Here is a 15787-nt window from a genome sequence, read left to right as displayed (position 1 = left end):
TATGGCATTAACAAAAGTAGAAAGGCGTACAAGGATTAAGAATCGGGTGCGCAAGATAGTATCAGGAACAGCTGACCGCCCGCGTTTGAGTATTTTTAGAAGTAACAAACAGATATATGCTCAATTGGTTGATGATATTCAGGGAACAACATTGTTAGCTGTTTCATCAAAATTGAAAGATATAGAGTCTAGCGAAGGAACAAAATCTGATAAAGCAGCAATGGTAGGTAAAAAAGTTGCCGAAAAAGCATTGGCTGCCGGAATTACAGAAATTGTTTTCGACAGAGGCGGATATTTATATCATGGAAGAGTAAAACAATTAGCTGATGCTGCCCGCGAAGGTGGCCTTAAATTCTAATACATTATGGCGCAAAATATTAAAAAAGTTAAAACAAGCGACCTTGAATTAAAAGACAGGTTGGTAGCCATTAACCGTGTTACTAAAGTTACAAAAGGAGGGAGAACTTTCAGCTTTTCCGCCATCGTAGTAGTAGGTAACGAAGACGGTATTGTAGGTTGGGGCCTGGGAAAAGCAAGCGAGGTAACTACGGCTATTGGAAAAGGTGTTGAAGCAGCTAAAAAGAATCTCGTGAAAATTCCGGTTATTAATGGAACTATTCCTCACGAACAAGCTGCTAAATTTGGTGGAGCAAATGTGTTGCTTAAACCGGCTTCTTCGGGTACCGGAGTGAAAGCAGGGGGTGCAATGCGTGCCGTACTTGAGAGTGTAGGTATTCACGACATACTTGCAAAATCAAAAGGTTCATCAAACCCGCACAATTTGGTTAAAGCAACAATGGAAGCTTTACTCGAATTGAGAGATGCTTATACAGTAGCCCAGCATAGAGGTGTTTCAATTGAAAAAGTTTTTAAAGGATAACACAATTATGGCTAAAATAAGAATTACACAAGTAAAAAGCGTTATCGGTTCAACTAAACGTCAGAAAGCGATCATGAAAGCTCTTGGGCTAAAAAAAATGAATCAGACAGTTGAACACGATGATACTCCTCAGGTTATGGGCATGGTCAATAAAATGAGGCATTTGATTAGTGTTGAAGAAGTTAAATAATATTTCAAATATCTGAAATTATGAATTTAAGTAACTTACAACCTGCACCAGGTTCAACAAAAAGCGACAGACGTATTGGCCGCGGACAGGGTTCAGGACGTGGAGGTACATCTACTCGTGGTCATAAAGGACAGAAATCCAGATCAGGATACTCAAGAAAAATTGGTTTCGAAGGTGGACAGATGCCTTTGCAACGTGTAGTTCCGAAATCAGGATTTAAAAATATAAACCGGGTTGAATATAAAGCGATAAACCTGGATGTATTACAGCAATTGGCTGACAAGAAGAAGGTAACTACCATTGATGTTGCTGCATTAATTAATGCAGGTTTTATGTCAAAAAACGAAAAAGTTAAAATTCTTGGGGGAGGTACCTTAAGCGCTAAACTCGATGTAAAGGCACACGCTTTTTCGAAAAGCGCAAAAGAAGCAATTGAAAAACTAGAAGGAACCACTGAAATACTTTAAACTGTAATGAAACGATTTATTGAAACCCTAAAGAATATTTATAAGATTGAAGATTTAAGGTTGCGAATCGGAACCACCTTATTCTTTTTGTTAATTTACCGGTTGGGATCTTTTGTTTCTCTGCCTGGTATTGACCCGGCTCAGTTGGGAAATTTGCAGAACCAAACATCCGACGGCTTGCTTGGGTTAATTAACATGTTTTCAGGAGGTGCTTTCGCACAGGCTTCAATTTTTGCTTTAGGTATCATGCCGTATATTTCCGCCTCAATTGTAATCCAGTTACTTGGAATTGCAGTACCCTATTTCCAGAGGTTGCAGAAAGAGGGAGAGTCAGGAAGAAGGAAAATAAATCAGATAACACGTTATCTAACTGTGTTAATTCTGATTCCTCAGGCATCGGCGTATCTGACAAATCTTCATTATCAGTTACCCGATTCAGCATTTGCGGTTTCAGGTGTAATGTTTAATATACCTTCGATAATCATTTTAACTGCTGGATCGATGTTCGTACTTTGGTTAGGGGAAAGAATTACCGATAAAGGAATTGGTAATGGTATCTCTTTAATCATTATGATTGGTATTATTGCCCGTTTACCTATGTCTGTAGTGCAGGAATTTGGTGCACGTATTACACAGCAGGGGGGTGGACTGGTAATGTTCCTTGTTGAGTTTGTTATCCTTTTCTTTGTTTTTGTGGCATCTATTCTGTTGGTTCAGGGAACGCGCAGAATACCCGTGCAGTATGCAAAGCGCATTGTGGGTAACAAACAATATGGAGGTGTGCGTCAGTACATTCCGTTAAAAGTGAATGCTGCAGGTGTAATGCCTATCATTTTTGCTCAGGCAATAATGATGGTACCCATTACAATTGTTGGTGTTGCCAACTCTGAAAGTTTAAGTGGTGTTGCGGCTGCATTATCAAACATCACTGGATTTTGGTATAACTTTACACAGTTTATACTGGTAGTTGCTTTTACATATTTTTATACAGCAATTACCATTAATCCTACTCAAATGGCAGAGGATATGAAGAAAAACGGCGGTTTTATACCTGGTGTTAAACCAGGGAAGAAGACCGTTGAGTTTCTCGATACTGTGATGTCGAGAATTACGCTTCCGGGGTCAATTTTTCTCGGATTGGTAACTATCCTTCCTGCATTTGCTATGATGATGGGAATTCAACAATCGTTCGCTTATTTTTACGGGGGAACATCTTTGTTGATTCTTGTTGGAGTTGTGTTGGATACCCTGCAGCAAATAGAAAGTCACCTTTTAATGCGCCACTACGACGGTTTGATGAAATCGGGCCGTATAAAAGGCAGACCAGGGGTGATGTAAAATCGGTTTATGATCTACCTTAAAACAAAGGAAGAGATTAAACTGATACGAGAAAGTAGCTTATTGGTAAGCAAAACTCTGGCTTTAGTTGCCAGTAAAATTCGGCCGGGAGTTTCAACGCTTGAGTTGGACCGGGTAGCCGAAACGTTCATTCGAAATAATGATGGAGTACCTGCGTTTAAAGGTTTTGAAGGGTTTCCGAATACCTTGTGTGTATCGGTAAACGATGTGGTTGTACACGGTATCCCGTCCGATTATAAAATTAAAGACGGTGATATCGTTTCTGTAGACTGCGGAGTGCTTAAAAACGGTTTTTATGGCGATTCCTGCTATACTTTTGAAATTGGAGATGTTTCTGAACAAAAAAAGTTATTATGCAAAATTGCAAAAGAAGCGTTAACTTTGGGCATTGAAAAAGCAGTTGAAGGAAACAGGCTTGGAACTCTTGGGAACGTAATCCAAAATCATGTTGAGGAATATGGTTTTTCTGTTGTTCGTGAATTAAACGGGCACGGTATCGGCAGAGACTTGCATGAAGAACCTGAAGTTAGGAACTATGGCAAACCGTGGAGAGGAGAAAAATTACACAGTGGGATGGTAATTGCTATTGAGCCAATGGTGAATGCAGGAAGTAGGAAGATTTATCAAATGGAGGATGGATGGACTGTTAAAACGATCGATGGGAAGCCCGCTGCTCATTTTGAACACACTGTTTTGGTGAGGGAGGATAAGGCAGAGGTTCTATCTACTTTTGAAATTATTGAAGAACAAATAGAAAAAAATAATTTTTTATGGCAAAACAGCCTTCTATAGAACAAGATGGAAAAATTATAGAGGCATTATCAAATGCAATGTTTCGTGTTGAATTAGAAAATGGGCACATTATTACTGCTCATATTTCAGGAAAAATGAGAATGCACTATATAAAGATTTTGCCCGGAGATAAGGTGAAAGTAGAAATGTCTCCCTATGATTTAACTAAAGGTAGAATTACGTTTAGATACAAAAATTAAAGAATTGGTATAATGAAAACTCGTGTTTCAGTTAAAAAACGTAGTTCCGACTGCAAAATTATACGCAGGAAGGGACGTTTGTATGTGATTAATAAAAAGAACCCGAAGTTTAAACAACGTCAGGGATAAATTAATCTTGTAAATTAAAATTTATGGCACGTATTGTTGGTGTTGATATTCCAGATAATAAAAGAGGTGAGGTTGCACTCACTTATATTTACGGTATTGGCCGTAGCAGGGCAACAAGTATCCTTGAAGAAGCCGGAGTTGATAAAGATTTAAAAGTGAAAGACTGGGATGATGACCAGTTTGGAGCAATTCGTAAAGTTATCAACGAAAGTTTTAAAGTTGAGGGCGAACTTCGTTCTGAAGTTCAGATGAATATTAAGCGTTTGATGGATATTGGTAGTTACCGTGGTATCCGTCACCGTATTGGTTTACCTGTGCGTGGGCAGAGTACAAAAAATAATGCCCGTACTCGTAAAGGGAAACGTAAAACTGTTGCGAATAAAAAAATGGCCACTAAATAAGGAAATTAAGTTATGGCAAAAAAGACGGGAACAAGTAGGAAGAGAACTGTGGTTGTTGAAGCCAATGGAATGGCTCACGTTCACTCCTCTTTCAACAATATTATCGTTACGCTGACGAATATGAACGGAGAAGTTATTTCGTGGTCGTCGGCTGGAAAAAAAGGATTTCGCGGTTCTAAAAAGAATACTCCTTATGCCGCACAGGTTGCTGCTGAAGAGTGTGCTAAAACTGCTTATGATCTAGGACTTCGTAAAGTAAAAGTATTCGTTAAAGGGCCGGGAAATGGTCGTGAATCAGCGATGAGAGCTTTGGCTAGCGTTGGCATTCAGATTACTGAAATTGTTGATGTTACACCACTGCCGCATAACGGTTGCAGACCGGCAAAAAGAAGACGTGTATAATATTTAAACGAATAAAGGCATGGCAAGATATAGAGGACCAAAATCTAAAATAGCTCGTAAATTTGGTGAACCAATTTTCGGCCCGGATAAAGTATTTGAACATAAGAATTACCCTCCCGGAATGCACGGTTTGTCCGCAAAAAGAAGAAAAAAATCTGAATACGGGCTTCAGTTAAAAGAAAAACAAAAAGCTAAATATACCTATGGGGTATTGGAAAAACAATTCCGTAATCTTTTTGAAAAAGCTTCAGCAGCAAAAGGGATTACCGGTGAAGTTTTGCTTCAGTTACTTGAATCAAGACTTGACAATGTAGTTTTCCGCATGGGTATTGCTAAAACACGGGCAGCTGCTCGTCAGTTTGTTTCGCACAAACATATTACAGTAAATGGAAACGTAGTAAATATTCCTTCGTATACAGTTAAACCTGGCGACATTGTTGGCGTTCGGGAAAAATCAAAATCGTTGGAAGAAATTACAGACTCATTGCATTCACGCCGAAGCTCAAGATACGAGTGGCTGGAATGGGATGCCGACCAAATGGTGGGTAAATTCCTGAACCGCCCGGAACGTGAAGAAATACCTGAAAACATCAAAGAGCAGCTTATCGTAGAGTTGTATTCAAAATAAAAAATTACTTAAGGTTATTATGGCAATATTAGCATTCCAAAAGCCTGACAAGGTGATAATGATTGAATCCGATAATCAAGTCGGAAAATTCGAATTTCGTCCGTTGGAACCCGGATATGGTATTACAATTGGTAACGCGTTACGACGAATTCTTTTATCATCGCTGGAAGGGTATGCAATCACAACTGTAAAAATTGAAGGTGTTGACCATGAATTTTCTACGATTAAAGGGGTTATTGAAGATGTAACAGATATTATCCTTAATCTGAAGCAAATTCGGTTAAAAAACGAAGTGGAAGATTTCGACAGTGAGAAAGTTACCATCAGCATTACCGGACAGGAAGAATTTACAGCAGGCGATATTAATAAGTTTATGACTGGTTTCAGGGTATTGAATCCTGAATTAGTTATTTGCAGAATGGAGCCGGATGTAAAACTTCAAATGGAAATCTCAATCAGCAAAGGACGTGGATATGTTCCGGCTATTGAGAATAAACCGGTAGAGGCTGAGTTTGGAGTTATCCCAATTGATTCAATTTTTACTCCAATCAAAAAAGTAAAATATGCTGTTGAAAACTATCGTGTTGAACAAAAAACAGACTACGAAAAATTAGTACTGGATATTGTTACCGATGGTTCTATTCATCCCAAAGATGCGCTAAAAGAAGCCGCTAAAATTCTTATTTATCATTTCATGTTGTTCTCTGACGAGAAAATTACGCTCGATTCGGATGAAAAATTTGCAAATGAAGAATTTGATGAAGAAGTACTTCATATGCGTCAGCTCCTGAAAACTAAATTGGTTGACATGGATTTGTCGGTTCGTGCATTGAACTGTCTGAAAGCAGCCGATGTTGATACATTGGGTGATTTGGTAACATACAATCGTAACGATTTACTCAAGTTTAGAAATTTTGGTAAAAAGTCGCTTACCGAATTAGATGACCTTTTAGACAATATGGGACTGAATTTTGGAATGGACATCACGAAGTATAAATTGGATAAGGAATAAAAGGCAATGAGACATAATAAAAAATTTAATCATTTAGGCCGAAAAAGTGCACATCGGAAAGCGATGTTGGCAAACATGGCAAGTTCACTTATCGAGAATAAGAGAATTTCTACCACGGTTGCTAAAGCGAAAGCATTACGAATGTATGTTGAGCCTTTAATTACGAAGGCAAAAAATGATACAACACATTCACGCAGAGTAGTTTTTAGCTACTTGCAAAATAAAGATGCTGTTTCAGTTCTTTTTAGAGAAGTAGCAGAGAAAATTGCCGATCGCCCGGGAGGATATACCCGTATTTTGAAAACAGGTAACCGTTTGGGAGACAATGCAGAGATGTGTATTATTGAATTGGTTGATTACAACGAAACCATGTTGGCAGCAAAAGAAGAAACTGCAAAACCAAAACGTCGTCGTTCACGTCGTGGAGGAAGCAGTAATAAATCTGATTCATCTACCCCGGTAGCCGAAAAGCAGAAAGCTGAAAAAAAGGTTGAAGTTGTTGAAGATGTTAAACCTGTTGAAGAAACAGAGGTTGCATCAGAAGAAACCGAAGGAAAAGCTGAAGAAACAGGAGAAGAAACCAAAGTAAATGAGGAAGATTCTTCAGACGAAGAAAAGAAAGAAGAATAACAATCTTTTTTGAGATAATACAGGAAAAGCCGGTTTTATTTGACCGGCTTTTTTTATGTATCAATTTTTTTAGAGTAAGAACATTATTTTCCTTTTGAAGTTGATTTGAATCCTTAAAATCTTTACTTTTAAAAGCTAAAATCTATAACCAATTAAATAAACATGGAAAATCAAAACAATTCATCCGGCTCATTTTCCCGTAGAAAATTTTTAGGCACAACAACTGCAGCAGTTGCCGCCGTGTCGCTAACACCTTTTAATTTTGGATTTGCCCCGGCGAAACCAAATTCCAAATTCGGAGGAGTTCAGATTGGTGCTATAACCTACAGTTGGAGAAGCATGCCAAGCACAGCAGAAGATATTATTAAATATTGTATTGAAGCCGGAATCAGTTCGGTTGAGTTAATGGGAAATGTTGCCGAAGCCTATGCAGGGATACCGGAAGGACCAGCCCGTCCTCCGAGGGGAGTGGAACTAAACGACGACGAACAGAAGAAACTTCAAAAGGCAAGAGAAGAGGCTATTGAAAAGCAAAAGCAGTGGAGGCTTTCTGTTTCGATGGACAAATATAAAGCATTACGCAAGATGTTCAACAAAGCAGGAATAGACATTCATATCGTAAAATTTGCGCCTGCCAATTGGAGCGACGATGAGATTGATTATGCTTTTAAAGCTGCGAAAGTTTTAGGAGCAAAAGGAATAACCAACGAAATAGGTGAAGATGCTTGTAAACGTTTGGGCAAGTTTGCCGATAAACATAATATGTATGCGATTTATCACAATCATTTACAACCGGGAGAACCAGGGTTTAGTTTTGATAAATTTCTCGCCTATTCACCTAAAAACATGTTAAATTTTGACGCAGGGCATTATTTTGGTGCAACCGGAAATCATCCGAATGAAGTTATTGAACGTTTGCACGATCGTATTTTTAGTATTCATTTAAAAGATAAAACGGGTAAGAATGCCAATCCGGCAAATACAAATATGCCATGGGGACAAGGAGATACACCAATTGGCGATATGTTAAAACTGGTTCAGAAAAATAAATGGCCGATTTATTTTGATATAGAACTCGAATATCCGGTTCCGGATGATTCGGATGCACAGAAAGAAGTAACTAAATGTGTACAATATTGTAAAAATATTTTAGCATAGAAAAAAGCCATTGTCATTAGCCATTTGTTATTATAGAATTTTCCTGATAACCAATGGCTAATGGCTAAAATCTTTTCCCCCACCATTTTTTTAATCGTTCAAGTATTTTCGCCTCTGTAGGATTATTTTGAGGGTGGTATATTCTTTCATTTTTTATCTCACCGGGAAGAAAATCTTGTTCAGCAAAATTTCCTTCGTACGAGTGAGCATATTTATAATTCTTACCGTATCCAATTTCTTTCATCAGTTTGGTCGGTGCATTTCTGATATGAAGCGGAACAGGCAAGTCTCCGGTTTTTCTAACCAATGAGATGGCTGAGTCGATAGCAGAATATGCAGAATTACTCTTGGGCGAAGTCGCCAGATAAATGGTACACTCCGAAAGGATTATCCGCGATTCTGGTGGACCAATTTTATGGACAGCATCAAACGTGCTCTGTGCCAAAAGCAAGGCGTTCGGATTCGCCAGTCCAACATCTTCTGCAGCAAGAATTAACAATCTCCGGGCAATAAATTTTATATCTTCTCCACCTTCAAGCATGCGGGCCAGCCAATAAACTGCCGCATCCGGATCGCTGCCACGAATACTTTTTATAAATGCAGAAATAATATCATAGTGCATTTCACCCTTTTTGTCGTAGGTTGCAAGATTTTTCTGAAGGCGGCTGGTCACCTTTTTATCAGTGATTTCAACTTCGTCAGCTTCTTCGGCCAGAACAACCAGCTCAAGTACATTTAGCAACTTTCTTGCATCGCCGCCCGAGAACCTTAACAGGGCCTGTTCTTCCTTAATGGTAATTTTTTTCTTTTTTAAAACAGTATCCTTTTTTATGGCCAGATCAACAATTTGTAAAAGTCCTTTTTTATCCAAATGTTCCAGAATATAGACCTGGCAACGCGAAAGGAGAGGGGAGATAACCTCAAACGAAGGGTTTTCAGTAGTTGCACCAATCAATGTGATTGTTCCGTCTTCAACTGCTCCCAAAAGCGAATCCTGCTGCGATTTACTAAAGCGGTGAATTTCGTCGATAAAAAGAATCGGATTTGGCCGGTTAAAGAACTGTTGCTTTTTTGCTTTTTCAATTACTTCACGAACATCTTTTACTCCTGAATTTATGGCACTCAAAGTATAAAAAGGTCTCTCCAGTGTATTGGCAATAATTTTTGCCAATGTCGTTTTGCCAACGCCCGGAGGCCCCCATAAAATCAAAGAGGAAATATTTCCAGATTCAATCATTTTTCGCAACACAGAATTTTTTCCCACCAGGTGTTCCTGTCCAATGTAATCGTCCAGTGTTTTGGGCCGTAATCGTTCTGCCAGTGGTTGGTTGCTCATGGTAAATTTTATTATTTTGAAGCCTAAAAATACAGATTTTATTCGATGATAATGTTGAATTTATCAAGCAACCCGGAAACATTTTGAATAGAGAATTTTGCTTTTTTGATGTTATTTAAATCAGGGTCGATAGAAAAATGATATGCTGAACTAAAATTGGCTTCCTCAAGAATGGTATTATCAAAAATGGCACCCGGTAAATCACTTTCGCTGAAAATTGTTTTAGACAGGTTTGCCGCCGAAAAATCAACTTCTTCCATTTTACATTTTATAAAACTCGTATTTTTTATTTTTAATTTATGAAACGACGAAAAGCTAAGAATACAGGAATCGAAGTTAAACGAAAGTAAAAAAGAGTTACATTCATCAAACGGAAGTCCTATCAACTTACAATTTTTGAAATTTACATTCTGAAAAGCTGTATTTCGCAATTGAGCCATGCTCAGGTCACAGTTTTCAAATTCACATTCCGAAAAAGCAGCATCTGAAAGATTGGTATTTGAAAAATTACAATTTATAAACCGGCACTCCTCAAATTCGGCTTTTACAAAATCAAAAGTTGTAAAATCTTCATTCTCAAAAACTACGTCCGCATTGTATTTTCCCATGAATCTGCTTTTTGAACCATAAAGATAGTTGAATTCGCGGAGATGAAAATTATTTTATTGAACGAAAAGTTTGGAAGAATATTTTTGGCTATCTGAAACGACTTCGACAATATAAAGACCTTTCTGTCCCGGAGCATCTATTTTGTTTTCGGTACTTGTAACAGGAGAGGAATAAATTGTTTTTCCAGTTATGTCGTAAAGGGTAACAAAATTATTATGAGAGTTACTTTGTAGCTGAACCGTTATCTTCCGTCCGTTTGTAACGGGGTTTGGATAAACGCTTATAGGCTTTGAAATTTGTACCGGATCCCGGATTCCTGTATACAAACTCTTATTTGTTTTGTATATTCTTTCGTCGAGCATTTGAATCATGAAGACTCTCCCGTTTTCTTTTTCGGCAAAGAACTGTTCACTGCGAGTACCCAGAATATCTGTTCCAAGTCCAAAGTCCAGTATTTCCCAGTTTTCCCCGTCAGTTGAATAACAAGTCCCTCCATTGCTTACAGTGCCGCTGGTTGATGAATACCAATCACCACTCTGTGTAATTTTTATATCGTTTAATACAAAATCTTCCCACCAGTTTTGAAAACCCATAAGTTGAAGAACTTCCCATGAATTGTTTATTCTGACATCATCAATGCTTTTATAAATATTCAATTAAATGAGGTAATTACTTGCCAAACCATAAAAGCTAAGATAAATACTATCGTTTGGCAAAACCGACAAGCCGGTGGTCGTTCCAATTCTTATCGGATTACTTAAAAGATTTACACTAACTGAGATTTTTTCCCACGTCAGGCCGTCGTCGTCTGAAACAAAAAGGCCTCCGAAACCAACATTTTGTTCATCGGATATGGTGAGATAGAGCAAGTCATTTTTATCTACTGCTATATTGCTGCAACCTAAGTGAGTTCCCAGGCCGCTGTTTCGCTTTTCCCAGTTTACTCCATGATCACCAGAATAATAAACTCCGTCACCTTCATCGTAATCGCTGGTTATTGCAAATATATCGGCTGTTGAGTTTTCAGCAAATTCTATTACAGGATAGTTTGAATGGATTGAAACAGAGTCCCAATTTATTCCAAAATCAGACGAAAAGAAAATTTTTCCAAGACCACCGGCAAAAATTTTACCTTCTTTTGTGGAGAATACAGAGTAAATTTCTGATGCGCTCAAAACCTTTTCGAGCTGTTCACATTCGTTGGTACTTTTCATAACTGCGCTGTTGGTGCTGACTATAATAACCGAATCATGTGTTATTGTTATTCCGGTTTTTGGACCACCCCAAAATTCATTTGTCGTGTCCCAGAATTGTTGCCCTTCTGTTGAAAGAGGAAAGAGCAGATTCATTGTTAAAATGAATGCACACACAAGAACCATATTTTTCATTTTCTGTTTGTTTAATTGTAAAAGTTATAGCATAAGATTACTTTTTAATATAAAGGTTGCGTGTTTCGTATTAATTCGTGCTCAAAGAATCTGGTTGGTTTTTGAAAGTGTGCCTTTAAAATTATCATTTAGGAAAGGTTGTTCTTTGTGGGTGGTATTAAACGTTTTAGGAATGTTAAGCAGGATATGTTTAAATGACTAAAAGTATATTAAATTCTAAATCCACCTAAGAATTTTAGCTCCTGTCCCCTTGCCTGGCTACTTTTCGGAAGTGGGATAGCTTGTATTATTCGTTCTCTGTTTTTCTTATTTTTTTTAGAATTGTCGCGGTCATATTTGCTGTCCCAAATTCGGTGATCCAAATGTTATCTTTTTCATCATTGCACATGCTGATCACATATAGGTGGCAACCTTATGTTGCTTTCATGTTTTCCGATGCTTTAAATAGCTGCTCACTCTTTCCGTTTTTGGCTGTCAGTTTACTGTGAAGAAAATACTTTTTCATTTTTATGTTTTTGAGAGAACTCTTTCATTTTAATATTTACAGCTCTGGATATCGGTTTTGGGTTGGATAATTTCTATTCCAATCAAAGTTACTTGTATTGGAATAGAAATTTTGTGTCGCTATTTTACTTTGTTCCGTTTGCTTTATAACTTTTGTCTTTCGAGTACGATTAATTTGTTTTTTGAAATACAAATTCACTGAGTTCTTTCCTGGTTTCGTGCTGAGCTTTTCTGTTTTTCTGATCTTCCGAGTGTGGTTTTTCTTCTATAGGGTAACCAACGGCAATCATTGTTACCGGTTCAAAACGTTGCGTGTCGAGTTGTAAATACTCCGATGCTTTTTGTTTGTCGAATCCTCCCATTTGGTGGATTTGTATTCCCATTTCAGCAGCCTGTATAGCCATTGAAACACTTGCTGCACCCATATCATGAAGCGCTTTTCCATTTGGCTGGTTGTTATAACTTGATATTTTGCTCATTACCGATATTATTAAAATCTGTGCATCTTTTGCCCATAACGGGTTATTTCCGGTTAAAAGCCCGACAAATTCATCAAATATTTTTGAGTTTTCCCGCTGAGCAAAAAAATAAGTCCAGGGTTGCTCATTTCTGGAAGAAGGGGCCCAACGAGCAGCTTCAAATAGCAATTTTATCATTTCATCGGAAACAGGAGTTTTACTAAATCCGCGCGGGCTCCATCTGTTTTGTATCGCTTTATTTAATTGCATATTACATATTTTCTGAATACTTTTTCTAACAAATCAGGACGTGATTGGTTTAGCTACAAAATTACTCTGACTTAATCAATCTGGTAGGTATAGAAGTTTGTGGTTTTTGCTTCTGTAGTTATCAGCCTGTTGTCTAACTTTCAAATTAGTTTAAGTGGATAATGGTTTGCCGAGCACCTTTATTAATAAGTAAAAATTCCAATTAAAAATGACAACTTCAGCAGAGTTTAGACAAATGTTGGAATTTCGTATGGCTTTCCATTCACGCATAAAAAAAGCCGGCATTACCGGCTTTTCTGAGTTATTTTATTTTTTAGCAACTTCCTTTTTCACCCTGAGCTTGTTCCATGAACCAGCTTAAGGGATGAGATGTTGGGCGTTCAATAGGCATACCGTAAATGCGATCGTTAACCAAGGATGCAAGCACACCTAAGGCTCTTGATACACCAAATAATACGGTGTAAAAGGTATATTCTTTGATTCCGTAATGGTAAAGTAGTGAACCACTGTAGGCATCAACATTAGGCCATGGGTTTTTTATTTTACCAATAGAACCCAGAATTGGAGGAACAACCTTGTACAATTGATTGGCAAGGTTTACCATTTTGTCGTCTTTGATGTACTTGTTCGCAAACTCCTGCTGGGCTGTAAATCTTGGGTCAGTTTTACGAAGAACAGCATGTCCGTATCCTGGAATAACTCTTCCTTCTTCCAATGTTTTTTTGCAATATGCTTCAACTTGTTCGTCGGTTGGCGTATCGGTATCCAAATCTTCAAGCATTTCGAACATCCAGAAAATGACATCCTGGTTGGCAAAACCATGCAGAGGGCCTGCAAGCCCGTTCATTGCTGCAGAGTAGGCATAATACGGATTACTTAATGCAGAACCCACAAGATGTGCTGTGTGTGCCGAAACGTTTCCACCTTCGTGGTCGGCGTGAATTATCATATACAGGCGGAACAAACGACGAATATCCTCGGAATCAAACCCCATCATATGTGCCAGGTTTCCTGCCCAGTCCATCCTTGGATTTGGTTCGATATGGTCGCTGTTGTGAAATTGACGACGATAAATATAGGCTGCTATACGAGGCAATCGTGCAATAAGGTTCATAACATCTTCGTAGGTAGCATCCCAATAGAATTTTTTACCAACTCCTGCCCGATATGCTTTTTGGAAGATTGATTCCGTAGCCATTGAAACTATCGCAGCACTAAACTGAGTCATTGGTTTCGAAGTTTTTGGCATGGCATCAATAACATCAAAGACATGCTGTGGCACGTGTGAACGTGTAGCCCAGTCTTTTGAAAGATTTAAGGCATCTTCCTGCGACGGGATCTCGCCAATTAACATCAGGTAAAACAATCCTTCCGGAATAGGTTCCCCTTCCGGATTAATTTTGGGTAATTTTTGCTGTAATTCAGGAATTGAATATCCCTTAAAACGAATACCTTCTTCCGGGTCTAATTTTGAAGTGTCGGTAACCAGTAAAGGAATTCCTTTCATTCCTGTTAGAACTTGTCCAAGTGTTACCTGGCCCAAAACAACATCGGCGTGTTCGCTTTTTAGACGCTGGAATTCCTTGGAGCATCTGCTGGCTTTTTGATAAAATCTGTACTTAATATATTCCATTGTATTTGTATTTGTTATTAATTATCGTGAATGTCAATGCATATTTTTGATTATCTCTTCGGCAAACTCAGAAGTGGTCATCAATGCCGCTCCTTCCATTTGAGCGTATAAATCAGATGTAACTCTACGTTTTGCAAACGTGTGTTCCATTGCATCGTAAACATGTTCAGCTGCTTCATCCCATCCCATATATTCCAGCATCATTACTCCGGAAAGAATAAGTGAGCTTGGATTTGCATTGCCGGTTCCGGCAATATTAGGAGCGGTGCCATGTGTTGCTTCAAAAATGGCATATCCATTTTTGTAATTGATATTGGCACCCGGAGAAATTCCGATTCCCCCAACCATAGCTGCAAGTTGGTCAGAAATGTAATCACCATTTAAGTTCATTGTTGCAATCACCGAATGGTCGTAGGGGCGTAACAATGACTCCTGAAGGAAAGCATCAGTAATTACGTCTTTTACAATCACTTTTCCTGCTTTCTTTGCTGTATTCAACGCCTTTTCTGCGTCCATCTGACCTTTTTCTTTTTTGATGTTTTCGAATTGTCTCCACGTAAAAGTGTGGTTGGCAAATTCGTTTTCGGCCAAATCATATCCCCAAATTTTAAAAGCCCCTTCGGTAAATTTCATAATATTCCCTTTGTGAACAAGGGTAACAGAAGGAAGTTGCCTTTGAATTGCATATTTGATGGCAGCCCTGATTAATCTTTCCGAACCTTCTTTTGAAACCGGTTTTATACCAAAAGACGAAGATTCGGGGAAACGAATCTTGTCCACTCCCATTTCATTAACTAAAAAGTCTCTGAATTTTTTTGCATCCAGCTCACCGGTCATGTATTCAATGCCGGCATAGATATCCTCTGTATTTTCACGGAAAATATGCATATCCACCAGGGATGGGAAACGCACCGGTGAAGGTACTCCTTTAAACCAACGCACCGGGCGGAGACAAACAAAAAGATCAAGTGTTTGCCGAAGTGCTACATTTAGTGAGCGGATTCCTTCGCCGACGGGTGTTTGTAATGGACCTTTAATACCGATTAAGTGTTCTCTAAAAGCTTCAATCGTTTCATCAGGCAGGTAATTTCCGGTTTTTCGAAACGCTTTCTCGCCTGCTAAAACTTCTTTCCAAATAATCTTTCTCGAATTTCCGTATGCTTTTTCAACGGCGGCATCAAGTACTTTTTGCGAAGGCAATGAAATATCTTTGCCAATCCCATCTCCTTCAATAAAAGGAATTACAGGCTTGCCGGGTACTTGCAGTTGTCCGTTTTGTATTTTTGTAGTGTCTGTCATTCTTAACTATCAAATTATTCTAAGATAAGAAATTTGTTTTAT

21 protein-coding genes are annotated in these 15787 nt (G+C 38.4%); 14 read left to right on the top strand and 7 right to left on the bottom strand.

Features of this window, described 5'->3' with window-relative positions; translation table 11 throughout:
- The first annotated feature begins 1 nt into the window (after position 1).
- The 14 genes from rplR (at position 2) to K5G00_RS06090 (ending at position 8248) form a co-directional block, all read left to right on the top strand.
- On the top strand, positions 2–358 hold the full coding sequence (rplR, locus tag K5G00_RS06155; protein ID WP_158863340.1) for a 50S ribosomal protein L18: 357 nt from the start codon (positions 2–4) through the stop codon (positions 356–358).
- A 6-nt stretch (positions 359–364) separates the two neighbouring features.
- Positions 365–880, top strand: coding sequence for a 30S ribosomal protein S5 (rpsE, locus tag K5G00_RS06150; protein WP_158863338.1), 516 nt, complete (start codon positions 365–367; stop codon positions 878–880).
- A gap of 7 nt (positions 881–887) precedes the next feature.
- Entirely contained in the window at positions 888–1070 is a 183-nt protein-coding gene (rpmD, locus tag K5G00_RS06145; protein WP_158863336.1) for a 50S ribosomal protein L30, read from the top strand.
- 20 nt (positions 1071–1090) lie between these two features.
- Positions 1091–1537, top strand: coding sequence for a 50S ribosomal protein L15 (gene rplO, locus K5G00_RS06140; RefSeq protein ID WP_238765277.1), 447 nt, complete (start codon positions 1091–1093; stop codon positions 1535–1537).
- Positions 1538–1543: 6 nt separating this feature from the next.
- Positions 1544–2875, top strand: coding sequence for a preprotein translocase subunit SecY (gene secY, locus K5G00_RS06135; RefSeq protein ID WP_238765276.1), 1332 nt, complete (start codon positions 1544–1546; stop codon positions 2873–2875).
- Between the two features lie 9 nt (positions 2876–2884).
- Positions 2885–3688, top strand: coding sequence for a type I methionyl aminopeptidase (map, locus tag K5G00_RS06130; RefSeq protein WP_238765275.1), 804 nt, complete (start codon positions 2885–2887; stop codon positions 3686–3688).
- A complete protein-coding gene (infA, locus tag K5G00_RS06125) occupies positions 3667–3888 on the top strand; it encodes a translation initiation factor IF-1 (RefSeq protein ID WP_158863328.1) in 222 nt (73 codons plus the stop codon). Before map ends, infA begins: the two co-directional genes overlap by 22 nt.
- A 12-nt stretch (positions 3889–3900) precedes the next feature.
- On the top strand, positions 3901–4017 hold the full coding sequence (rpmJ, locus tag K5G00_RS06120; protein WP_158863326.1) for a 50S ribosomal protein L36: 117 nt from the start codon (positions 3901–3903) through the stop codon (positions 4015–4017).
- 23 nt (positions 4018–4040) lie between these two features.
- A complete protein-coding gene (gene rpsM, locus K5G00_RS06115) occupies positions 4041–4418 on the top strand; it encodes a 30S ribosomal protein S13 (protein WP_158863324.1) in 378 nt (125 codons plus the stop codon).
- Between the two features lie 12 nt (positions 4419–4430).
- Positions 4431–4820, top strand: a complete 390-nt coding sequence (gene rpsK / locus K5G00_RS06110; RefSeq protein WP_158863322.1) for a 30S ribosomal protein S11 — start codon at positions 4431–4433, stop codon at positions 4818–4820.
- Between the two features lie 19 nt (positions 4821–4839).
- The gene (gene rpsD / locus K5G00_RS06105; protein ID WP_238765274.1) at positions 4840–5448 is read left to right on the top strand and encodes a 30S ribosomal protein S4; all 609 of its coding nucleotides are present in this window, start codon (positions 4840–4842) and stop codon (positions 5446–5448) included.
- A gap of 19 nt (positions 5449–5467) precedes the next feature.
- On the top strand, positions 5468–6460 hold the full coding sequence (locus tag K5G00_RS06100) for a DNA-directed RNA polymerase subunit alpha (RefSeq protein ID WP_238765273.1): 993 nt from the start codon (positions 5468–5470) through the stop codon (positions 6458–6460).
- A gap of 6 nt (positions 6461–6466) precedes the next feature.
- On the top strand, positions 6467–7090 hold the full coding sequence (gene rplQ, locus K5G00_RS30160) for a 50S ribosomal protein L17 (protein ID WP_394800858.1): 624 nt from the start codon (positions 6467–6469) through the stop codon (positions 7088–7090).
- A gap of 162 nt (positions 7091–7252) precedes the next feature.
- Complete coding sequence (locus tag K5G00_RS06090) at positions 7253–8248, top strand: sugar phosphate isomerase/epimerase family protein (protein WP_238765272.1); 996 nt, start codon at positions 7253–7255, stop codon at positions 8246–8248.
- 64 nt (positions 8249–8312) lie between these two features.
- Here K5G00_RS06090 and K5G00_RS06085 read toward each other — a convergent pair whose 3' ends face one another.
- From K5G00_RS06085 to icd, 7 genes are all read right to left on the bottom strand, one after another.
- Positions 8313–9584, bottom strand: a complete 1272-nt coding sequence (locus tag K5G00_RS06085; RefSeq protein WP_238765271.1) for a replication-associated recombination protein A — start codon at positions 9582–9584, stop codon at positions 8313–8315.
- A gap of 38 nt (positions 9585–9622) precedes the next feature.
- The gene (locus K5G00_RS06080; protein ID WP_238765270.1) at positions 9623–10192 is read right to left on the bottom strand and encodes a pentapeptide repeat-containing protein; all 570 of its coding nucleotides are present in this window, start codon (positions 10190–10192) and stop codon (positions 9623–9625) included.
- 54 nt (positions 10193–10246) lie between these two features.
- Entirely contained in the window at positions 10247–10849 is a 603-nt protein-coding gene (locus K5G00_RS06075; RefSeq protein ID WP_238765269.1) for a T9SS type A sorting domain-containing protein, read from the bottom strand.
- Positions 10850–11581: a WD40/YVTN/BNR-like repeat-containing protein gene (locus K5G00_RS06070; protein ID WP_238765268.1), complete on the bottom strand. Its 732-nt coding sequence runs from the start codon at positions 11579–11581 to the stop codon at positions 10850–10852. It lies immediately after the preceding gene.
- Positions 11582–12255: 674 nt separating this feature from the next.
- Positions 12256–12813: a nitroreductase family protein gene (locus K5G00_RS06065; protein WP_238765267.1), complete on the bottom strand. Its 558-nt coding sequence runs from the start codon at positions 12811–12813 to the stop codon at positions 12256–12258.
- Positions 12814–13126: 313 nt separating this feature from the next.
- Positions 13127–14446: a citrate (Si)-synthase gene (locus tag K5G00_RS06060; protein ID WP_238765266.1), complete on the bottom strand. Its 1320-nt coding sequence runs from the start codon at positions 14444–14446 to the stop codon at positions 13127–13129.
- A 33-nt stretch (positions 14447–14479) separates the two neighbouring features.
- On the bottom strand, positions 14480–15745 hold the full coding sequence (icd, locus tag K5G00_RS06055) for an NADP-dependent isocitrate dehydrogenase (protein ID WP_238765265.1): 1266 nt from the start codon (positions 15743–15745) through the stop codon (positions 14480–14482).
- Positions 15746–15787 lie beyond the last annotated feature (42 nt).

Origin of the sequence: Maribellus maritimus (genome assembly GCF_022267315.1) — a bacterium.
GTDB classification, from domain to species: Bacteria; Bacteroidota; Bacteroidia; order Bacteroidales; family Prolixibacteraceae; genus Draconibacterium; species Draconibacterium maritimum.
Note: the sequence above shows the minus strand (reverse complement) of the source record. Positions and strands in the feature narration are given on the sequence as shown.